Origin of the sequence: Salinigranum marinum, assembly GCF_024228675.1 — an archaeon.
In the GTDB taxonomy this organism is placed as follows: Archaea; Halobacteriota; Halobacteria; order Halobacteriales; family Haloferacaceae; genus Salinigranum; species Salinigranum marinum.
The window spans coordinates 1,528,996-1,549,811 of the sequence record NZ_CP100461.1 but is presented as its reverse complement, the minus strand read 5'-3'; the positions used below and the strand labels follow the sequence as shown (position 1 = coordinate 1,549,811).

General features: G+C 70.0%; 21 protein-coding genes. 8 read left to right on the top strand and 13 right to left on the bottom strand.

Annotated elements, in window-relative coordinates; translation table 11 throughout:
* Positions 1–37: 37 nt before the first annotated feature.
* The 6 genes from NKJ07_RS07550 to NKJ07_RS07525 form a co-directional block, all read right to left on the bottom strand.
* Complete coding sequence (locus tag NKJ07_RS07550; RefSeq protein ID WP_318569973.1) at positions 38–649, bottom strand: hypothetical protein; 612 nt, start codon at positions 647–649, stop codon at positions 38–40.
* Positions 649–1,824, bottom strand: coding sequence for a DUF3179 domain-containing protein (locus NKJ07_RS07545; protein WP_318569972.1), 1,176 nt, complete (start codon positions 1,822–1,824; stop codon positions 649–651). Before NKJ07_RS07545 ends, NKJ07_RS07550 begins: the two co-directional genes overlap by 1 nt.
* Positions 1,825–1,947: 123 nt before the next feature.
* Positions 1,948–2,466 (bottom strand): MOSC domain-containing protein, encoded by a 519-nt coding sequence (locus NKJ07_RS07540; RefSeq protein ID WP_318569971.1) that lies wholly within the window; start codon positions 2,464–2,466, stop codon positions 1,948–1,950.
* Between the two features lie 123 nt (positions 2,467–2,589).
* Positions 2,590–4,059 carry a histidine kinase N-terminal 7TM domain-containing protein gene (locus NKJ07_RS07535; protein WP_318569970.1) on the bottom strand — a complete coding sequence of 490 codons (1,470 nt, stop codon included), beginning with the start codon at positions 4,057–4,059 and terminating at the stop codon, positions 2,590–2,592.
* Positions 4,060–4,141: 82 nt separating this feature from the next.
* Positions 4,142–4,666, bottom strand: a complete 525-nt coding sequence (locus NKJ07_RS07530) for a hypothetical protein (protein ID WP_318569969.1) — start codon at positions 4,664–4,666, stop codon at positions 4,142–4,144.
* Positions 4,667–4,763: 97 nt separating this feature from the next.
* Complete coding sequence (locus tag NKJ07_RS07525) at positions 4,764–5,396, bottom strand: rubrerythrin family protein (RefSeq protein WP_318569968.1); 633 nt, start codon at positions 5,394–5,396, stop codon at positions 4,764–4,766.
* A gap of 128 nt (positions 5,397–5,524) precedes the next feature.
* Here NKJ07_RS07525 and NKJ07_RS07520 point away from each other — a divergent pair, with 128 nt between their 5' ends.
* Positions 5,525–6,700 carry an MBL fold metallo-hydrolase gene (locus tag NKJ07_RS07520; RefSeq protein WP_318569967.1) on the top strand — a complete coding sequence of 392 codons (1,176 nt, stop codon included), beginning with the start codon at positions 5,525–5,527 and terminating at the stop codon, positions 6,698–6,700.
* Between the two features lie 156 nt (positions 6,701–6,856).
* Here NKJ07_RS07520 and NKJ07_RS07515 read toward each other — a convergent pair whose 3' ends face one another.
* The gene (locus tag NKJ07_RS07515; RefSeq protein ID WP_318569966.1) at positions 6,857–7,183 is read right to left on the bottom strand and encodes a 2Fe-2S iron-sulfur cluster-binding protein; all 327 of its coding nucleotides are present in this window, start codon (positions 7,181–7,183) and stop codon (positions 6,857–6,859) included.
* Positions 7,184–7,348: 165 nt separating this feature from the next.
* On the bottom strand, positions 7,349–7,828 hold the full coding sequence (locus NKJ07_RS07510) for a universal stress protein (RefSeq protein WP_318569965.1): 480 nt from the start codon (positions 7,826–7,828) through the stop codon (positions 7,349–7,351).
* A 197-nt stretch (positions 7,829–8,025) separates the two neighbouring features.
* Between NKJ07_RS07510 and NKJ07_RS07505 the strand changes: the two genes are divergently transcribed.
* A complete protein-coding gene (locus NKJ07_RS07505) occupies positions 8,026–9,618 on the top strand; it encodes a flippase activity-associated protein Agl23 (RefSeq protein WP_318569964.1) in 1,593 nt (530 codons plus the stop codon).
* A 6-nt stretch (positions 9,619–9,624) separates the two neighbouring features.
* On the opposite strand, the gene NKJ07_RS07500 is transcribed toward NKJ07_RS07505, so the two are convergent.
* The gene (locus NKJ07_RS07500; RefSeq protein WP_318569963.1) at positions 9,625–10,578 is read right to left on the bottom strand and encodes a transcription initiation factor IIB; all 954 of its coding nucleotides are present in this window, start codon (positions 10,576–10,578) and stop codon (positions 9,625–9,627) included.
* Between the two features lie 453 nt (positions 10,579–11,031).
* Here NKJ07_RS07500 and NKJ07_RS07495 point away from each other — a divergent pair, with 453 nt between their 5' ends.
* Positions 11,032–11,661, top strand: a complete 630-nt coding sequence (locus tag NKJ07_RS07495; protein ID WP_318570423.1) for an METTL5 family protein — start codon at positions 11,032–11,034, stop codon at positions 11,659–11,661.
* Here the strand turns inward: NKJ07_RS07495 and NKJ07_RS07490 are convergent.
* The 3 genes from NKJ07_RS07490 to NKJ07_RS07480 form a co-directional block, all read right to left on the bottom strand.
* Entirely contained in the window at positions 11,658–13,349 is a 1,692-nt protein-coding gene (locus NKJ07_RS07490) for a rhomboid family intramembrane serine protease (RefSeq protein ID WP_318569962.1), read from the bottom strand. The two genes, NKJ07_RS07495 and NKJ07_RS07490, sit on opposite strands and share 4 nt — an antisense overlap.
* A 47-nt stretch (positions 13,350–13,396) precedes the next feature.
* Complete coding sequence (locus NKJ07_RS07485; protein WP_318569961.1) at positions 13,397–13,675, bottom strand: UPF0058 family protein; 279 nt, start codon at positions 13,673–13,675, stop codon at positions 13,397–13,399.
* 401 nt (positions 13,676–14,076) lie between these two features.
* Positions 14,077–14,286, bottom strand: a complete 210-nt coding sequence (locus tag NKJ07_RS07480; protein WP_318569960.1) for a DUF7120 family protein — start codon at positions 14,284–14,286, stop codon at positions 14,077–14,079.
* 253 nt (positions 14,287–14,539) lie between these two features.
* Here NKJ07_RS07480 and NKJ07_RS07475 point away from each other — a divergent pair, with 253 nt between their 5' ends.
* Both NKJ07_RS07475 and NKJ07_RS07470 read left to right on the top strand, forming a co-directional pair.
* The gene (locus NKJ07_RS07475) at positions 14,540–15,130 is read left to right on the top strand and encodes a sulfite oxidase-like oxidoreductase (protein WP_318569959.1); all 591 of its coding nucleotides are present in this window, start codon (positions 14,540–14,542) and stop codon (positions 15,128–15,130) included.
* A gap of 119 nt (positions 15,131–15,249) precedes the next feature.
* Positions 15,250–16,584, top strand: coding sequence for an isochorismate synthase (locus NKJ07_RS07470; RefSeq protein ID WP_318569958.1), 1,335 nt, complete (start codon positions 15,250–15,252; stop codon positions 16,582–16,584).
* 127 nt (positions 16,585–16,711) lie between these two features.
* On the opposite strand, the gene NKJ07_RS07465 is transcribed toward NKJ07_RS07470, so the two are convergent.
* On the bottom strand, positions 16,712–17,230 hold the full coding sequence (locus tag NKJ07_RS07465; RefSeq protein WP_318569957.1) for an HTH domain-containing protein: 519 nt from the start codon (positions 17,228–17,230) through the stop codon (positions 16,712–16,714).
* Between the two features lie 214 nt (positions 17,231–17,444).
* On the opposite strand from NKJ07_RS07465, the gene menD reads away from it, so the two are divergent.
* From menD to NKJ07_RS07450, 3 genes are all read left to right on the top strand, one after another.
* Complete coding sequence (gene menD, locus NKJ07_RS07460; protein WP_318569956.1) at positions 17,445–19,193, top strand: 2-succinyl-5-enolpyruvyl-6-hydroxy-3-cyclohexene-1-carboxylic-acid synthase; 1,749 nt, start codon at positions 17,445–17,447, stop codon at positions 19,191–19,193.
* 41 nt (positions 19,194–19,234) lie between these two features.
* Positions 19,235–19,690 (top strand): DUF8215 family protein, encoded by a 456-nt coding sequence (locus tag NKJ07_RS07455; RefSeq protein ID WP_318569955.1) that lies wholly within the window; start codon positions 19,235–19,237, stop codon positions 19,688–19,690.
* Positions 19,691–19,754: 64 nt separating this feature from the next.
* The gene (locus tag NKJ07_RS07450; protein ID WP_318569954.1) at positions 19,755–20,660 is read left to right on the top strand and encodes a 1,4-dihydroxy-2-naphthoyl-CoA synthase; all 906 of its coding nucleotides are present in this window, start codon (positions 19,755–19,757) and stop codon (positions 20,658–20,660) included.
* Positions 20,661–20,816 lie beyond the last annotated feature (156 nt).

Sequence of the window (20,816 nt, the reverse complement as noted above, 5' to 3'; positions counted from 1 at the left end):
AGTCGATGCGGGCCGTCACGATCGCGCGCGGCCGTCGTCAACCGGTCCGTGGCTCGGCGACCGTCGGATCGACCTGCCGACCGACGTAGACGAGACTCCCCAAGAGTAAGAGCGCCGCGGCGGGGACGAGAAAGCCGAACGACGCGACGATGACGCCCGACGCTTGGATGCCCAGTGCGATGAGGACGACCGGCCCACAGCAGGCCGTCCCCGAGAGGAGCGCCGGGAGGCCGGCGAGGAGTCCCGATCCCCGAGCGCCGCTCCCGATCCCACACGCGGCGGGGTGTCGCCAGGCCAGGAACGACACCGCGAGGTTCACGCCGACGAGGAGCGCGAGCGCCGCGCCGATGGCGACGTTCACGGGCGCGACGAGGAGTTCGAGCGGGCCGACCACGAGCGCTGCGACCGGTTCGAAGGCGAGGGGTCCCCGCGACTCGAACATCCGCGCCAGCGGGTCGGAGACGACGAGGGAGTCGAAGCCGCCGCCGCCGGTGAACCGGAGATGCCCGAGGACGTAGAGGTACAGCCCGAGATACAGGAGGCTGACACCGACGAGGATCGCTCGGGCGTCGCGCCGGACGACGGCACCGCGGACGGCGACGAGCGTCTTCGAGAGGGCCGCGCGCCCGCGATCGACGAGGCCGGTCATCACGCGACCACCACGGTTTCGGGGTAGAAACCCGCCCACGCGAACCACATCGCGTCGAAGTCGACCACCCGTCCGAGCGGGAGCGCGTCGGGAGCGACCGTCTCGCCGCCGACCGACACCTGCCCGTCGGCGTACGAGAGGTCGGTTCCGTCGCCGCGGTAGACGTGTGCCGTGTCGAGCGCGGGATCGTACACGGCGTGGAAGGTCGTCCCCCCGACTTCGCCCGTCAGGAGCCCCTGCTCCCGGAGCGACTCCTTGCGGAAGGCGACTGCCCCCTCCCGCGGGCGTGCCCCGACGACGACTGCTTTCTCCTGGTAGCGGTCGTCCGCCGACAGTGGGGCGAAGAGGGTGTTCTTGTTGGTGTAGTAGCCCCGTGGGGGATTGTACTCGCCGTAGGGGTCGCGGTTGTAGTTGCGGACGTGGCCCGTCTCCTCCGAGAGCACGACCGTGTCGGGGTGGGCCGCCTTCCACTCACCCCAGGTCGTCCACGCGAGGGGGAACTCCGTGAGCGACTGCCCCTCGAAGGGCCCGGATATGGCCGTCGCGAGCACCTGCGGCCACCGCGAGTCCGTCTCACGGTCGTACATCACGAGGTTCGAGTTGACCAGCCGCCCCGACACGCCGAACTCCGTCTCCCCGCGGAAGAAGCCCATCGCCGTCCCCGTGAGCGGGCAGTACGTGACCGAGACGTTCTCTCCGTCGATGGCGTCGTTCGTGATCTCGTGCCAGACGAGGACCCGCTGGGGGTACGCCTTCACGTCGCTCTCGCCCGCGACGCCGAAGACGATGTCACCCGGCGCGAGGAACTCATCGGCCTCCGAGACCGACCAAAAGGATGGCTCGTCGACCGAGGGGATGCCGTCCTTCGGCGGGCCGCCGCTGAGCGTTTCGTCGCGAAGTCGGGCGAACGACCACTCGACCGGGAGCGGCTGGTCGCGCGTCGGCAGGACGCTCGTGTCGGTCGAGTAGTCGCCGCCGTCGCTGGCAGCCTCGGCCGAGCCTCGTCCGGTCGCCGACTGCGTCGATCCGCTGTCGGCCGCCTCGGTGGCGGTGTCTGTTTCGCTCGACCCGCCCGTCCCGTCGGCGTCCCCGAGACAGCCGGCCAGCCCCGCGAGCCCCGCGAGCCCGACGCCCGACGCCGCGAGGAACGCCCGTCGACCCGGTACCCATGACATACTCCTGATCGGTTCTCCTCCCGAATAACCGTATAGCGGCCGTGCATCCGCGAGACCACAGCGCCAGCCGCCGTGTCCAGCGCGGTGCCGGTGCCCACGTCGGGTCACGCGCGGCGGCGACCCTCACTCGCTCGCGTCGCCGCGGAGTCGCTCCGCGATCTCCTGTCCGACCGCTCGCGGCGACGCCTCGACGACCGTGATCTCGTCGCCGACGCGGACCGCTCCCGGCTCGAGGACGTCGGCGCAGATCCCGCCTCGCCCCTCTTTCAGCGCGCGGGCGACGCCGTCCTCACCGGCGACGCGTTCGACGTGTGCGCACGGTGGCCGCGGGCGTGTGCCCCTGAACGTCGCCTCGCCGACCCGGAACGTCGTCTCCAGGAGCGACCGGAGGTCGACGCCGCGCGTGACGACGTTGCGTCGGTGCCGGCCGTCGGAGAGATCGATGTCGTACCGCTCGCGGATCTCGCCGATCGCCTCGCCCGCGACGAACGTCACCTCGCAGACGTCGTACGGCGAGTAGTGGCCACTCCCGAAGAGGTAGCGGTCGCCGCGCAGGCCGCCCTCGACGGCGTCGACCGACTCGTGTGCGTCCATCGGCTCGCCATCCGCGGGCGCGGTGAATACAGCTTCGACCCGTCCCATGCCGGGAGGGACGAAGCGTGGGGAGAAAGCGGTTCTGTCCGCCGGGGCGTTCGACTGCCCCGACGCGACCACCGGCGGTCACGCGGGTTCGCGTCGGTGACGACTCGCTCCGAGGCGGTGCGCTCAGGCGGCCTGCTCGCGCCTGCGTCGGACGCCGACGCCGCGCACGACGATCCGGATCCCGTCGGTGTAGGCGGTGTCGATCGTCGCCTCCCAGCCGTGGGTGCGGGCGAGCATCCGGAGGTTCGGCAGGAGCATCCCGGACGCCGCGTCGGGGACGGAGACGCCGTACCGGAAGAAGTCCTCGGGCGCGTCATCGCCCACGGGGTGGCCGTCGTCGGTGATCGAAAAGCCGTCGTCGTCGAGGGCGACCGCGACCGTCGACGCGTCGTTGTGGACCGCGAAGGCGAAGGCGCTCTCGAAGAGCCCGTGGACGCGACCCCTGTCGGCGTCGACCTGTCCGTCGGCGTCGACCGACAGCGAGACGTCGCCGGTGTCGACTGCGTCCCAGGCGGCTTCGGTGGTCGCCGCCAGGTCGACGCAGTCGGTGCCCTCCAGCGTCTGCCCGTGTCGCGCGAGCTCCGCCAGGTCGCCGACGATGTCCGACATCCGGTCGGCCGTTCGCGAGGCCGTCCGCAACGACTCCCGGGCGGTCTGTACGTCGCCGCTTTCGAGCGCTTCCCCGGCGATGGTCACCCGCCCGCTGACGATCTGGAGCGTGTTGAGCAGTTCGTGTCTGATCGCGGCGGCGAACCCTTCGAGCTGTTCGTTCTGTCGGTCGAGTTCCCGGCGCTGGCGCTCCGTGTTGGTCACGTCGGTGAAGACCACGAGCCGTCCGATGTCGGTCTGGCCCATGGTGAAGGCGGTGTCGCTCACGAGGTAGTACCGCGTCTCCCCGTCGCGGGTGCGGTCGAGCACCGGCTCGTCGGTGCCGAGGCGGGCCGCCGCGTCCGGGAGCACGGCGCTGAACGAGGCACCCGGCGCGCCCGCCAGCGACGGAAACAGCGCCCGAGCCCGGTCGTTGAACTGCCGGATCCGCCCGTCGTCGTCCAGGTACACCACCGCGTCGTCGACGCCGTCCGTGAGCTGGACGGCCAGGAACTCCTCCTCGAAGACGTACAGCACCCCGACGGCGAAGACGGCGACGCCGAGCGGTTCGTAGTTGATGTCGATGAGGCTCGTACTGGCGAAGCCGACGATGTCGAACACCACCGGGAGGCCGGTGATGGCCGCGACGATCCCGAGGGGGCGGGTATCGTAGTCGGATTCGAGGAACAGCTCGTACAGCATGAAGAAGCCGACGGCGACGAGCGCGTACGAGAGCCCGGAGACGATCCAGTGGAACGTCCCGTGTATGACGGTCAGGTGGGGGAACGGCTCCGTCACGAACTCGGTCGTGAAGTAGATCCCGTGGAACGGGTTCGTGAGCTTCACCGCGACGATGGCGAGATACACCGCGACCGCGGCCCGCCGGTAGGTCGGGTCCGTGTGGAACGAGCGGTGGGTGTACGCCGAGCAGAAGTACAGCCAGGCACCGACGGTCGTGAGGCCGACTACCAGGCTGACGAGATAGCTGCCGTACGAGCGTGTCATAGAAGAGTTCACATGGCTCGCTGAATCAGCTTAGACAAATTGAAACCGCCGTGCACTTGGTGCACGCTGTTCTCAGATTGTTTTAGCTATGGCAAAAGAGAAGTTCGGAGTCGCTGTTGACGGGGAAATCGTGCGAAAAGTGGATGAATTGGTCGCTGAGTGTGACGATCTCGGAGCCAGCCGCTCCGAGATCGTCGAAGCCATCCTCACAGCGTTCGTTCACTCCGAGACGAACCACGTTGAACGGGTGCGAGAAATCATTATTCGGAAACGAAAGGGCACTCTCTGACTGGTTTTGAACTCCGTGCACCGAGTGCACGTACTTCTGAGCTAATAACCTGATATAATAGTAATCAAACTGACTATAGTGTGTGAAGAGTTCTATGACACGCTCGCCGTACTGCAACCGGGGGGTCGGTGCGACCAGGAAGCCGAGTTCCCACGCGGCCCAGCCCCCACTCCCGGCGATGAGCGCGACGAGTCCGCGGCGGGTCTCGGCGTCGTCGATCCGCCGCGCGCGGACGAGTGCGACCGCACAGACGAGTGTTGCACCACCGTACGCGAGCACGTAGCCGAGAAACGCCCACGAGACGACGAAGAGACCCATATGCCCGATGGTAGGAACTCCACTACTTAGTGCTGACACTCCGGTTTTCCGCCATGAGAATCAGATCTCCTGCGCGGCGGCGAGCGGACGGCTCCACTCAGCAGACGTCCTTGACACCGAGTCCCAGCTCGGTCAGCCCGTCGGCGTAGTCGTCGTACGCGACCTGGATCACGTACTCGGCCACCATGCGCGCGCGCTCCCACTCGGCGTCGTCCGTGCAGTGCTCGTCGAGGAGCGCGACGCCGTCGTCGATCACGGCTGCGGTCTCGGACTTGAGATCGCGGAAGAGGTCCGCACCCGACTCGTCGGCCTCGTTGATGAAGAAGCCGATGAGCTGGGTGTGCGTGCGGAGACTGACGAGCGGTCGGCCGACCATCCCGCTCGCGACGCGTTCGATCGTCTCCTCGCGTCCCCGCAGGTACGCGTGCATCGGTCCGCCGTCGGCGAGGTCGACCTCGCCGTCGAGCGCCGCGAGGACGCGGTCGAGGTGGGTGTCCTCCTGGGCGGCGACCGCCTCGAACGCCGCCCTCGCGCCGTCGTGTGGCTCGTCGGCCGCCCACGCGCGGAACGTCTCGCGGGCGGCGTGTTCGGAGTGGGCCGCCACCTCGAGGACGCGCTCGCGTTCGATCCGTGCGCCGGTCAGCGCGATGAGCAGCTTGCTCGATCCCAGCCGGTCGAGTTCCGTGCGCTTCGCCGACTCGACCGACTCGCGGAACGTGTCGCCGTCCATACTCGTCGAAGGGCGCGGGCTGGTTTCAACGTTTCCGCGGGGCCGGACGCCGTCGGCCGACCGCACGGACCGTGCCCGACGCCGACTGCCGCCCGTTCGTTTTTGCCGATCGCCCGCCTACGGGAGATATGAGCGAGTATCCGCAGGCGTCGGGGCCGGTCGACGCCGTCGCGCCGACCGAACTGGCCGAACAGCTCCGGACGGGCGAGCCGGTGTCGGTTCTCGATGTCCGCAACCGCGCCGACGCCGAGGCGTGGCCGCTGTCGGGCGCGGCGGTGACCACCGTCCAGATCCCGTACTACCGGTTCGTCGAGGCCGACGTCACCGACGCCGTCGACGACCTCGCACGCGAGGTGCGCGAGGCACTGGACGAACCGGTCCTCGTCGTCTGTGGCCGCGGCGAGTCGAGCGCGTACGTCGCCGAACTCCTCGAGGCCGAGGGGCTTGCCGCCGCGAACCTCGACGAGGGAATGCGCGGGTGGGCCCGCGTCTCCCACACCGTCGAGATCGAGACCGACTCGGCCACCGTCGTCCAGTACCAGCGCCCCTCCTCGGGCTGTCTGTCGTACCTCGTCGTCTCGGGCGACGAGGCGCTGGTCGTCGACCCCCTGCGGGCGTTCACTGACCGCTACGTCGCCGCCGCGCGCGACCACGGTGTCGAGCTGGTCGCGGCGGTCGACACGCACGTCCACGCCGACCACGTCAGCGGCGTCCGCGACCTCAGGGCGGCGACCGACGCGGACGTGCTCCTCCCCGCGGGTGCCCGCGAGCGGGGGCTCTCCTTCGACGCCCGACTCGTCGGGGCGGGCGACACGATCGAGGTGGGTGAGGTCGCGCTCGACGCCGTGGCGCTTCCGGGCCACACGACCGAGATGCTCGGCTACCGACTGGGGGGTCTGCTGTTCGCCGGGGACACCGTCTTCCTCGAGAGCGTCGCCCGGCCGGACCTCGAAGCGGGCGACGAGGGCGCACCCGACGCCGCCCGACGCCTGCACGCGACGCTGTCGGCGCTCGACGACGACCGCCTGATCGCGCCGGCACACTTCTCGGACGCCGCCCGACCGAACGACGCCGGCGCGTACGTCGCACGGATGGGAGACCTCCGAGGGCGCCTCCACGCGCTGTCGCTTGCTCCCGACGAGTTCATCGACTTCGTCCTCGCCGACATGCCGCCGCGCCCCGCGAACTACGAGGAGATCATCGCGGTGAACCTCGGGCGGGAGTCCGCCGCCGCCGACGAGTCGTTCGAGCTCGAACTCGGGCCGAACAACTGCGCGGCGACCCGTGCCGCGGACGCCGACTGAGGCGACGTCGCGTCCCCCTCCGCCGGAGAGTCCCCCACCGCGGGAGGGACGCGCCACGGAGGCGGTCACCGCCTGGAGCGACAGCACGCGCTCTGGGCGTCGGTGAAACGAGCACTCGCCGCAGAGAAGCCGCGACGGCGGGGCGACCGGCTCGGGTCAGTCGTCGGCCGCCGCTGAGTCGACCGCCGCACCGTCGGTGTCGATGCTCGGCGGATACGAACCGCGGTCGAGCTTCAGGTCGGACTGGGGGCGGGCCATACACGTGAGCGCGTACGATTCCTGTTCCTCGTCGGTGAGCGCGTGGGCGGCGGGCTGTGTCACCTCTCCGTCGAGGATCTCGGCCGAACAGGCGAGACACATCCCGACGCGACAGGAGTACTCCTGGGCGATGCCGGCGTCGAGACACGCGCGGAGGATCGTCTCCGTGTCGGAGACGGTGATCGTCTCGCCCGTGTTGACGAACTCGACCGTGTAGTCGGTCATACCGCGCGTTCGACCGAGCGGAGCAAAACTCTTTATGCATCCCGCCGGCCGCGCGGCGACACACCACGTCGACGTGGGCGGGTGGCCGGGCGGTCGGGCCACCCGGGTCGGTCTGACCGCCGCCGACGCCAGACTCCGCACGCCGACACCACCACGCCCTCGTCTCTACGCCGTGTCGGCGTCGTTTCCACCGGATCCGGACTCGGCGGTCGCGTCCTCGTCGTCCGGGCCGACCGTCAGGACGGGAGCCGGCGACGTGCGGACGGTCCGTTCGGTCACGCTCCCGAGGAGGAATCGCTCGACCCCCTGGCGGCCGTGGGTGCCCATCACCACGAGGTCGATGTCGTGTTCGGTCACGTAGTCGCGGATGGCCCGGTGGACCGGGCCGATGACGACCTCGGTCTCGGTCTCGATGCCGGCGGCCGCACAGCGCGTTTCGACCGCCTCGACCGCGGACTCCCCCTCGCGTTCCAGCGCATCGATCACGGCGTCGACGCCCGCTTCGAGCGACGAGTACAGCGCCACGTCGACGACGTACAGTGCGTGGACCGTCGCACCGAACGTCGTGGCGAGTTCGACCGCGTGGTCGACCGCGCGCTCGGCGGCGGGGCTTCCGTCGGTCGGAACCAGGATCGCGTCGTACATACCGCATGCGTCACCACGCCGGGGCTTAGGTGTTGGTGACGGTTCCCGGGTGCCGGGAGCAGCCGATCGTCCGACGAAACGAGCGTCGGCCGCGGTGCGGTTCGCCCGCGAACCATCCGCGCGTGCTGGACGCCGTCCGCCCGACGCACCCGCCGCGAACCGAAACGTTTCTGCCGCGAGCGTCGGCACGAAGAGCCATGTCACGGGCCGGTCGCGTCGACTCCACCCGCGCCGTCGTCGGCGTGATCGCCGTGGTCGCGCTGTCGATCCGGCTCGTCGGACTCGACGGCCGTCCGTTCCACTGGGACGAGGCCCGCGTCGGGGTCTGGGCGCTTCGGTTCGCCCGCGCGGGCGCGTTCGAGTACCGCCCAGTCGCTGGCGGACCGCTCCCGTACCACCTCGCGCGTGGCTCGTTCGCGCTGTTCGGCGCGACCGACGCCGCCGCTCGCCTCCCCGTCGCGCTCGTCGGCGGCCTCCTCCCCCTCTCGGCGCTCGGGCTCCGCGGTCGGCTCGCAGACGATGAGACCGTCTTCCTCGCGGTGATCCTCGCCGCCTCGCCACCGCTGTTGTACTACACGCGCGTCCTCCGCGGCGACGCCCTCCTCGCCGCGGCGGCGTTCGTCGCGTGCGTCCTCGTCGTCCGCGCGGTCGACTCGGGTCGTCGGGGGGCCGCTTACGGCGCGGTGCTGGCGGTCGCGGCCGCGGTCGCCGCCTCCGGCTTCGTCGTTGCCACGTTCGCGTGCGTCCTCGTCGCCTGCGCCGTCGTCTTCGACGCGCGGCGACTCCCGGGCGACGCGCTCGCGGCACTCTCGGACCGTCTTCGGGCGGAGTCGACGCTCCTCGCCCGACTGTTCCTCGTGTTCGTCGCCGCGGTCGTCTTCCTCTACGCCCCGCGCGGCGGGAGCGTGAGCCTCTGGTCGCCGGCGACGTTCCCGCGGGCCGTGGCGTTCGCCTTCAGCGAGGCACCGGGCCGCTTTTTCGCCGTACGGGTCGCCTCCCGGTACGCCGACGGCGCGACCCACCCGCTCGTGCCGTTCGTCATCTCGCTCGTGCGGACGCTCCTCGCCGCGGCGCTCCCGACCGTCGCGCTCGCGGTCGTCGGTGCCCTCTCGGAACGGTACGTCGGGGCGGACCGGACGGTCGTCGCGTTCTTCGCCGTGTGGGCCGCCGCCGCGGTCCTCTTTTTCCCGACCATCGCGGAGGTCGACGCGCCCTGGACGGCCGTCCACGCCGTCGTCCCGCTGGCGGTTCCGGCAGCGGTCGGGGCCGGACGCGGCGTGGCGTACGGCCGGGCGGCCGTCTCGCGTGCGGACGCCTCCGCGGTCGCCGCCGTGTTGCTCGTGGTCGTCGCCGGCGTCGCCCAGGTCGGGGGGGTCCTCGCGAGCGATGTCTACGGGCCGCCGACGCCCGACGGCGCGCTCGCGGAGTACGGCCAGCCCGCGGACGACCTGGAGCCGTTCGCCGCGAACGTCTCGGCGGCGGGCGAGGGGGAGCCGGCGGTGTTGTACTACGGCGACCGCTTCCACACGGGTGACTGGGCCGTCGCCGACGGCCCGCCCGTTCCCACGGCGTGGGGCGGTCAGCTCCCCCTGCCGTGGTACGTCGCCCGCGAGGGAGCCGAGGCGACGACGCTGGCGTCGAACGCGGCGCTCCCCGCCGACCCGCCGCCGGTCGTCGTCGTCGACCCCGACGACGCCGGGTCGGTCGAGCCACGGCTGCCGGGGTACGAGCGCAGCCGCTACCGGCTTGGACTGTGGAACCGCGAGATCGTCGTGTTCGTCCGCGTCTGAGCCGACTCAGCGGAAGCCCATCGCTTCGATCTGTTCTTGGTACCGATTCCGGATCGTGACCTCGGTGACCTGCGCGACGTCGGCGACCTCGCGCTGGGTCTTCTTCTCGTTACAGAGCAGCGAGGCGGCGTAGATCGCCGCCGCGGCGAACCCTGTGGGCGACTTCCCCGACAGCAGACCCTGCTCGGCGGAGACGTCGATGATCTCTGTCGCCTTCGCCTGGACCTCCTCAGAGAGGTTCAGCGCGCTCGCAAAGCGGGGGACGAACTGCTTGGGGTCGACCGGCTTGAGTTCGAGGCCGAGCTCCTGGGAGATGTACCGATACGTGCGGCCGATCTCCTTCTGCGGCACTCGGGACACCTCGGCGACCTCGTCCAGCGACCGCGGGATGCCCTCCTGCCGGCAGGCGGCGTACAGCGCGCTCGTGGCGACGCCCTCGATACTTCGTCCGCGGATGAGGTCCTCGTTGAGCGCCCGTCGGTAGATGACCGACGCGACCTCTCGTACCGACCGTGGGACGCCCAGCGCGCTTGCCATGCGGTCGATCTCGCTCAGCGCGAACTGGAGGTTGCGCTCGCCGGCGTCCTTCGTCCGGATGCGCTCTTGCCACTTGCGCAGCCGATGCATCTGCGATCGTTTCTCCGAGGAGAGCGACCGTCCGTAGGCGTCCTTGTCCTTCCAGTCGATCGTCGTCGTCAACCCGCGGTCGTGCATCGTCTCGGTGATCGGTGCGCCGACTCGGGACTTCGACTGACGCTCGGAGTGGTTGAACGCCCGCCACTCCGGCCCCCGGTCGATCTGCCGCTCGTCGAGGACGAGCCCACAGTCGTCACACACTAACTCCCCCTGGTCGGCGTCGGTGACGATGTTTTCCGAGTCACACTCAGGACAGACGATCTCCTCATCCGTTTCCTGTTCCGATGCCTGCTCGCGCTGACGCTGCCGACTCGGACGTTCCATTATAAGGTTTGTGGTGAGGGGTAAATTTAAACCTTTGTAACAGATTTTTGATATAGTCTCGAACGGCGGCGAGAACTCCTCGGGAGGGACGTCCCGCTGTTTGCCGGTTTTCCGTGGCTTCGTCGCCGTCGGTCGGGGCGGGTGCTCCGACACGAACGGCCCGGCGATTACTCGCGGGTAGTGGCGGTGGGGTCACTCGACGGAGGGGGGATGCCTGTGAGCGTGTGACCCCGTTTCACCCGAGGTGCCGGAGACGTATCAGCGGACAGCGGTCTGGCGTCCCCCGGGCACGCCCGTCGCCGCCGGCATTACTCGCGTACATGCGGGAAGATTTTAGCATAACCGGAAGATATGGGTACCCATGACGCGCTCACCGAACACGACGGACAGGTCGGGCGGAGGCGCACGGATCGATCCGGGTTGCCGTCAGGCGTCGCCGAGGGGTGCGTAGCCGTGGCGACGAAGGCCGCACTGGAGACACAACTCGCCGTCGTCGCGGGGTTCGAGAACCCGAGCGTGAGCCTCGAACAGTACCCGACGCCGCCCGAACTCGCCGCACACGTCGTCCACGTCGCCGACCTCAACGACGACATCGAGGGTCGGACCGTCGTCGACCTCGGAACCGGGACCGGGATGCTCGCGCTCGGTGCGGCCTTGCGCGGCCCGGCGCGGGTGATCGGCCTCGACGTCGACCGCGAGGCGCTGTCGACCGCCCGCGCGAACCGGGTCCGGGTCGGAACGACCGCACCCATCCACTGGGTCCAGGCCGACGCGACGCGGTGTCCGCTCCGACTGACGGAGCGGACGACGGTGGTGATGAACCCGCCGTTCGGCGCACAGCGCGGCCACGAACACGCCGACCGGGCGTTCCTCGCGACGGCCGCCGAGCTCGCCGACGTCTCGTACTCGATCCACAACGCCGGGAGCCAGGAGTTCGTCGAGGCGTTCGCCGCCGACAACGGCGGCGAGGTGACCCACGCGTTCGAGGCCACGTTCGACCTCGCCCGTCAGTTCGACTTCCACGAGGAGAATCGCAAAGAGCTCCGGACCGAGGTGTACCGGATCGTCTGGGCCGGGGACTAGTTCCGCTGACCGGGGTACGTCTCGGGCTTCGCGACCCGGACCCGCGTCCCCTCGTAGTGTGCGACGAGAGCCTTCTTCGTCCGCTGGAGTTCGACGCCTTCGAGCGTCACCGACTCGCCCGCCGGCGGGATGGGCGCGCTCGCGGTCTCGTTGCCGTGAGTGACCCTGACGACGAACCCCGTCGGCTCGGCGGCGACGGTGACGTTTCGGCCACTGACGATCGGCCTGGCTGTCGCGGGCGGCGACCGGTAGACGGTCCGGGTGTCGCCGTCGTGCGTCGCGTTGATCCGGTAGACGTCGCCGCCACCGACGACCGTCCACCCCGACCGGTCGACGACGACCACGTCGCGCCAGCCGACGCCGCCGACCCGGACGGGAAGCCGCCCGGCGAACGCTAGTCGACCTTTGGTGACGGCCGTGGTCCAGATGCCGCGGTCGCGGCTGCGGACGATGACGCCGGAAGTGTTGACGGCCGTCGTCTCGCCGAACGCGCTGACGTCGACGGCCGAGATCATCCCGTCGGGGACGTCCTCGGCGTACGTCACCTCGTAGTCGCGGACCTGGACCGGATCGCCCGGCAGGGGGGCGTCAGAGGCGGTGAAAAGGTTTACCGGCACCGCGGGGCCGGCGAGGGCCGACGCCGACAGCACCATGACGACGACGCCCCACTCCCACCGGGGGAGCGTGAGCAGGTCCGGTTTTCCGCCGTCGCTGAGGGCGCGCCCGAACAGGGGCCGGTCGGAGGCGGTGACCGTCAGCGCGACGACCGTCGCGAGCGCGAAGACGAGGACGACGCCGAGCGCACGGAAGAGGACGAACGTCTCGCCGCCGCGGAACCAGTAGACGGCCCACATCGACTGCGAGACGGCAAAGAGGAGCACACCGCCCCACGTCCGGGCGGTGGGCGGCCGCGGGTCGCCGCGTCGACGGAGGAGCCAGACGCCGAGGAGGACGCCGACGAGCAGGCCGACCGCGTGGCCCTGGATGGCGATCTCGGCCCACCACGGCGACGAGAACGTGGGCTGGGCTTTCGCCTGGACGGTCGGCATCTGGAGCGCCGCCCGGATCAGTCCGAGCACGCGACCGGCGACGAGCGCGACGACCGTCGCCACTGGGTAGCGAACGAGCGCGAAGCCGGCGAAGGCGAACACCACCCCGGAGAAGCCGATGACGGGGCCGATGGCCACGACCGACGTGGCGACGGTGACGACGACGACGGCGGCGGGAAAGAGGACGAACGCACGGACGTACGGGTTGGTCCGCCACGAGGAGAACGACGACGAGCCGCGCCGGGTGGGGAAGTGTCCCCACGCGTACTCTGCCAGCGGGGCGAACACGAGCGTCCCGACGAGGTTCCCGATGAGGTGGTTCGGGCCCGCGTGTGCGAAGCCCGAGACGACGAGGCCGAGCGGGTAGAAGTACGACCACGCGCGGAACGGGACGACGATCGGCGACACCCAGTGGTCGATCCCGCCCTGGATGAAGAGGTAGACGCCGAGGACCATCGCGCTCACGACGAACGTCCCCCACGGGACGCCCGCGAGGAAGCGCCGGCGGAGCAGCTGCCCCCACCGTCCGGCGGGGCGCTCGATGTACCAGACAGTCAGGAGAGAGAGGGCGACGACGCCGAGAACGGCCAGCTGCTGCAGCGGGAGCCAGGGGGGAACGGGTGGGGGTGTGAACGGCACGGCTATCTACGTCGTGTCGGCTGGTCGAGGTGATCCGGCGTCACGCCTCAGAGTTTCGACTCCGCGTCCTCGGCGAGCTCCTCCATGCGCTTGCCGACACGGCCGGCGCTGGAGAACTCGTCGTCCGACATCGCGGCCGCGAGCGCGCTTCCGAGCACGAACACCGCGTGTTTGTGTTCGCTCTTGGACTTGTGAACGTGCGAGGGATCGACCCCGAGCCCCTCGTACTCGTCGAACAGTCCCTCGGGGACCTCTTCGCGCCCTTTGAAGTGATCTTTGATCGTCACGAGCTGTTCGTGTAGCTCTAACAGTTCGTCCTTGTGCATATACACGCGTACGAGCGAGTTCCGTTTAAGCATTGTTGGGGGGCTGCTGACACGGCCGCCGTGGCCCCAGTGACAGCGAACGCTCGTCCCTCGGTCAGTCGACCGTTCCGCGTGACGGTCTGGACGATCGGCCCGGCTCAGCGGTCGTCGCGAGGGGAGCGGCGGTCGTCCACGGCGTCTCCCTCGCCGTGCTCAGCGGGGTCGCCCGCGGCGGACGCGCGTCCGGGGAGGCGAACGCCGAACCGCTCCTCGTCGAACCCACCACGGGCCGCCAGCGCGAGCGTGGCCGGGGCTCTCGCGGACGACCGGCACGGCAGGAAACGTCCTCACGACGAGCCACGGAGCCGCCGGAAAGGACGACGCCCCCGTCCCGCGTGGGAGGCTCAGACGGCGACGGACCGTCAGAACACGTACTCGTCTTCGTGACCCATCATCCCGTCGTCTTGGAACTCTTGGTCGTCGTCGATCGGGCCGCTGGTCTTGAACGCACGCAGCCCCGTCGAGAGCAACTCCTCGATGGCCTCCTCCCGGTTGACGAACTCCCCCTCTTCGACCATCTGCGCGATCTGCATCTCCAGGTGCTCGGGGACCGTTATCTCTACTGTAGGCATCTGACTGTGGGGGGGTTTGAAGTGACCATATTTAGTTCTGGCGGGGGTGTAGCCGGCCGAGCGATCGTCGTGAACTGCCGCCTCACGCCCGTTGACAACCGTTCGGCCCGAGGGGTCCGGCGGACGCGCCGAGTCGCGTCGTCGCGTCCGCCGGGTCCTCCCCAGCCGCCCGGTAGTCACGGCCCGCGCCGGGGCGGCGTCACGGGCCGACCCGAACCCGACAGTATAGGTGCGTCCGTTCCCAACCGCGCGTATGAACGACGTCACGGAGCTCTACCGGGAGTTCGGCGACGAACGCCTCCCGCCGGGCCAGCGCGAGACGAGTCGCTTCCCCGTCCTCTCGAAATCCGGGACGCCGGGGGTCGAGCGCGAGGAGTGGCGCTTCGAGGTCTGGGGTGCCGTCGACGACCCGCTCGAACTCACGTGGGAGGCGTTCCACGAGCTTCCCACCGAGACGCAGCGACAGGACTTCCACTGCGTCACCGGCTGGAGCAAGTTCGACTGCGAGTTCACGGGCGTCACTTTCCCCACACTCGCCGAGGCGGCCGGCGTCACCGACGACGCGGTCCACGTCATGTTCCACGCGATGGACGACTACACGACGAACCTCCCGCTCGCGGACTGCATGCGCGAGGAGGTTCTGTTCGCCTCGGAGTACGACGGCGAACCCCTCCCGTCGGACCACGGCGGGCCGCTCCGCGTCGTCACCCCACACAGGTACGCGTACAAGGGCGCGAAGTGGGTCTCCGGCGTGGAGTTCCTGACCGAGCCCGAACGCGGTTACTGGGAGAAGCGGGGCTACTCCAACACGGCGAACCCCTGGGAGGAAGAACGGTACGCCTGAGCCCCGCGCTCCCGGGCCACACCCCGGCTCGTGACGCCGGTAGGTTCGTCCCGAGCGAAACGCGCGCCGGCCGCGAATCATAGTCAGGTACAAGAGCACGTGGTCCCGAGGGTCGGACGATGGAACCGCCACAGACTGGCGGGGTCGACAACCTCGTCAGCCGGACGGTACGGATACGGGATCCACCGTTCCGGGCCGTCCTCGAGGCGGCGACGCGACCGCGGACGGTCTGGAGTGCACCGGGTGACGCCACCGTGGTCGGCAGCGGTGCCGCGGCCACCGTCACGGCGAACGGGCCGGACCGGTTCGCCCACGTTCGCGAGGCAGCGGAAGCGCTCTTCGAGACCGGCGACGTCCACGCCGGTACGGAGGCGGCCCGCCCGCGGCTGTTCGGGGGCTTCGCCTTCCACGACGAGGGTGCCGAACGGGACCCCTGGCGCGACTTCCCGGACGCCCGCTTCGTCTTCCCCCGCGTGCAGGTGACGTACGCCGACAACGGCACGTGGCTCACGGTCAACGCGGTCGGGTCCGAGGCGACCGTCGAGGCCGTCGAATCACGGCTCGACGCCGAACGCGACCGGCTCGCCGACCTGACTGCCGAGCCGATGCGATCGCGCCCGGGGATCCGCTCGCGAACCCGAACGACGGCCGTCGAGGACTGGCGAACGGGCGTCGAGGCCGCGGTCTCGCGGATCCGCTCGGGCGACCTGCGGAAGGTCGTCCTCGCGCAGGCGCTCGACGTCGACCTCGACTCGCCACTGTCGCTGTCGGACACGCTCGCACGGCTCGACGAGAAGTACCCCGACTGTCACCGCTTCCTCGTCGAACCCGCCGACGGCGAGACGAGCTTCTTCGGCGCGACGCCCGAGCGACTCGTCTCCGTACGCGGGCGGACGGTCGAGACGGGGGCGCTCGCGGGTACGACAGGGCGCGGTGAGACGCCCGCGGAGGACGAGTGGCTCGCCCAGGAGCTTATGGACTCCGAGAAGAACGTCCACGAGCACGACCTCGTCGCCGAGACGATCCGCGAGCAGCTCGCCCCGTTCGCCGCGTCGGTCGCGACGGGCGAGCGCCGAGTGCGCCGGCTGGCGACCGTCCAGCACCTCTGGACGCCGATCACCGCCGAACTCGACCGCGACTACCACGTCCTCGACTTGGTCGAGGCGCTCCACCCGACGCCCGCCGTCGGCGGGCTCCCCCCCGAAGCCGCGCTGGCGACGATCCGCGAGACGGAGCCGTTCGACCGCGGGTGGTACGCCGCCCCCGTCGGCTGGATCGACGCCGCCGGCTACGGCTCGTTCGCCGTCGCGCTCCGCTCGGCGGTGGCCGCCGAGCGGGAGGTGACGCTGTTCGCGGGGGTCGGCATCGTCGCCGACTCCGACCCCGACCGCGAGTGGGACGAGGTCCAGCTGAAGTACCGGCCGATCCTCGACGAACTCGAAGACGACACCTGAACCGTTCGGTCACCGTCCGCACGTCTCCGTCGACCACACACCGACGAGCGTCGGGTGACGGAGGACTCGCGCGACGCTCCGGCGGCCTATGCTCGCCGCCCGCGTCGTCTTCGACCGTCGCGACCCGTCAGCGCGACCCGGTCGGATCGAGCTCCGCCAGCGCGTCGCCGTCGCCCTCGTACGCGTCGAGGCAGTCGCCGATCGTCCACGTCTGCTCGCCGTTCCGGCAGGGGAAGACGCCGACGAGGTCGCCGTCGGCCGAGACCGCGAGGCTCATCATCGGGAGCGTGAGCAGCTCGCGCTCCCGACCGATGAGCGACGAGACGGTCCGCACGTCGAACGCCGGGCGGACGCTCAGCCCATGTGCGGCCGCCCACCGCTCGAACCGCTCGAACGTCTCGACGACCGGGTCGGCGCTGGTCCCGTCGGACAGCACCACCTCGTCGGGCCACGTGCGGACCTTGAAGTCGTCGATCGCCCCAGTCGCCCGGAGCCGCCCGAGTCGGTCGATGACGGTCGTCCGCGAGCCACACACCGGCGTTCGCGTCCGGAGCACCATCGACACCGCCGCGGCCGTCGACTCCGTCTCCCCGGCGTGCGGTGCGTCGTCGGTCGCCCCCCCGACCTCCGCTGTGTCCCCGTTCATAGATGATAATCGTCTAACTACATCGACTTACGTGTGAAAAGCGTTCGCTAGAACGAAGATAATGAATAATATGGTCACTATATTGGCTTCAGAGTTGCGGAATCTGACGTCGTGAGGCAAAAGCGTCAGGAATCGAGGCACGGGGCCGTCGCGGCAGTCGACGGCGTGAGCCGAACCCACAGGAGTATTGACGCCCTCCCCCGAACACGGGGCAATGACCGCGCCGAACCGGAACACGCTCTGGGCCGAGGCGTTCGTCGACGAGCTGGCCCGCGGCGGCGTCTCCGCCGTCTGCATCACGCCCGGGAGTCGCTCGACGCCGCTGACAGTGGCGTTCGACCGCCACGAGGACGTCCACGTCTTCTCGCACCTCGACGAGCGCTCCTCGGCCTTCTTCGCGCTCGGGCGGGCCCGCCGCACGGGTGAGGTGACGCCGCTCGTCTGTACCTCGGGCACCGCCGCGGCGAACTTTCATCCCGCTGTTATCGAGGCGTCGCAGGCACGCGTTCCCCTCCTGGTGCTGACGGCCGACCGGCCCCCGGAGCTCCGTGATTCGGGTGCCAACCAGACGATCGACCAGGAGAAGCTGTTCGGTTCTTCCGTGAGATGGTACCGCGACGTCGCCGAACCCGCGCCGACGGATCGAACGCTCCGGTCACTTCGGACGACCGCCGCCCGGGCGCTGGCGAAGGCGACCGTCGCACCCGCCGGTCCGGTCCACCTCAACTTCCCCTTCCGGAAGCCGCTCGAACCGACCCGCGTCGACAGTGACGTGCCGGACGACCTCCCCGACCTCGCCGCGCGCGGCCGCGACGGCGACGCGCCGTTCGTCCGGACGACCGCCGGTGCGGCCGCGGTCGGCGAGGAGGACCTGCGGACAGTCGCGAGCGCGCTCGACGTCGATCGGGGGCTCGTCGTCGCCGGCCCCGCCGACGCCCCCGGTGTCGACGGCGAGTCGATCGCGGCGCTCGCCCACGCGACGGGCTTTCCGGTGCTCGCGGACCCGCTTTCGGGGCTTCGGTTCGGCGGTCACGTCCGGACGACGCCCGTCGTCGGCGGCTACGACGGCTTCCTCGACGAATCGCTGACGCGAACGTGGCCCGACCCGGAGGTCGTCCTCCGGGTCGGCGCGTCGCCCACCTCGAAACCGCTCCGGAAGTACCTCGCCCGAACGGGCGCACGGCAGTTCGTCGTCGATCCCGCCGCGGGCTGGCGCGAGGCCGAGTTCGCCGCGACCGACCTCGTCGTCGCCGATCCCGCGACGCTCGCGTGGCGACTCGCGCAGGCGCTCGGGCGCGGGTCGGGGAGCGACTCCTGGCGCGAGCGGTGGCTCGACGCCGAGGCGGCCCACTTCGCGGAGTGCGAGGAGTCGCCGTCGTTCTGTGAGGGTCGCCTGCTCGCGTCGGTGGTCGAGGCGGCTCCCGACCCCGCGACACTCTTCGTCTCGAACTCGATGCCCGTCCGTGACCTGGATCGCTTCGCCGCGCCGTCGACGAAGTCGCTGACCGTGCTCGGCAACCGGGGGGCGTCGGGGATCGACGGGGTCGTCTCGACCGCGCTCGGCGCGGCCAGCGCGACCACCGACCCGTTGACGCTCGTCACGGGCGACCTCGCGTACTACCACGACATGAACGGCCTGCTCGCGCTGGGACGGTGCGACGTCGACGCGACGATCGTCCTGATCAACAACGACGGCGGCGGCATCTTCCACATGCTCCCGATCGCGGACTTCGAGCCGCCCTTCACCGAGCAGTTCGTGACGCCGCACGACCTGGACTTCGCACCGACCGAGGGTTTGTACGATCTCTCGTTCGCGCGCGTGCCCGAGGCGGAGTTCCGCGACACGTACGCCGAGGCGGTGTCGAACGAGGGGACGCACGTCGTCGAGGTCGAGACCGACGCCGAGGCGAGCCACCGGGTCCGAGCGCGGCTGAAAGAGCGCGTGATCGACCGGATCCAGTAGCCTCCAACACCGTTAATTGGCTCCTCGTCTACCGTCGAACCATGGACGAGCACCGCGGGACCACACCCGAGATCGAGGAGCGTCGGGTCCGCCTCCGGCCGGAGAACGACGCCGTCGGCACCTGGCTCGAACGGCTCTTCGACGCCACCTCCGAGCTCGTCGTCTTCGCCATCCCGGCGCTCGTCCTCGTCGTGCTGTTCAACAGCGCGACCCTGAGCGGGCGGACGATCCTCACGGCGACGGGGTTCGTCCTCGTCGCCGCGGCGGTGAAACGCCGGACGCTCGCCGTCGGCGCCGAGTGGCCGAAAACGAGCACCCGACTGAGCGTCGCCCGCCTCGCGTACTTCAACGCCGTCGTCGTCTGCGGGGTCGCCCTTCCGGGGCTCGTCGGCGTGGCGACCGGCGGCGGCCCCGCGCTGTTGCTCCCGACCGCGTTCGTCGTCGGCGCGGTCGGCGCGGGGCTGTTCCCCCCGCTCGTCGCGACCCTGGGTCGGTAACGCCCGACCGGGGGCGAAGTCGGGAGACACGAATCTTTTTGCGCGTCGGTCCCGCCGTCGAAGCATGGTCTCGGAACTCTTCGACGCCGCGCGGTGGGAACCGGTGGACGCCGCCGCGGAGTTCACCGACGTCACGTATCACCGCGCCGTCGACGTCCCCGCCGTCAGGATCGCGTTCGACCGACCCGAGGTCAGAAACGCGTTCCGCCCCCGGACGGTCGACGAACTGTACGTCGCGCTCGATCACGCCCGCCAGGACCCCGACGTCGGCTGCGTCCTCCTAACCGGCAACGGCCCCTCCGAGACGGACGGGGGCTGGGCGTTCTCCTCCGGCGGCGACCAGGCCATCCGCGGCGCGTCGGGCTACGAGTACGACGGCGACGAAAGCGAGGACGACGCCGACGACACGCCGCGGGTCGGTCGGCTCCACATCCTCGAAGTCCAGCGGCTCATCCGGTTCATGCCCAAGCCGGTCGTCGCCGTGGTTCCGGGTTGGGCCGTCGGCGGGGGACACTCCCTGCACGTGGTCTGTGACCTCACGCTCGCCTCGCGCGAACACGCCGTCTTTAAACAGACCGACGCCGACGTCGCCTCCTTCGACGGCGGCTTCGGCTCCGCGTATCTCGCCCACCAGGTCGGCCAGAAGAAGGCCCGGGAGATCTTCTTCCTCGGACGGGACTACGACGCCGCGGAGGCCGCGGAGATGGGGATGGTGAACGAGGTCGTCGATCACGACGAGTTAGAGGACGTCGCGCTGGCGTGGGCCGACGAGATCACGAAGAAGTCGCCGACTGCCATCCGGATGCTCAAGTTCGCGTTCAATCTCGACACCGACGGCATGGTCGGTCAGCAGGTGTTCGCCGGGGAGGCGACGCGGTTGGCGTACATGACCGACGAAGCACAGGAAGGCAGAGACGCGTTCCTCGAAAAGCGCGAACCCAGGTTCAGGCAGTTCCCCTGGCACTACTAGGCTTTTGCGTTCCGCTCGTTCTTCCCCCGGAACGCCGTACAGCCGACGCGCGACGCGTAGATTCTCACGGGGTGTGCGCTCGGCGTCGACACTCGTCTCGCGGGTCTCGCCGCCGATGGATTCGCGCACGGCCAGTGGGTCGTTCCTCGTCTGGTC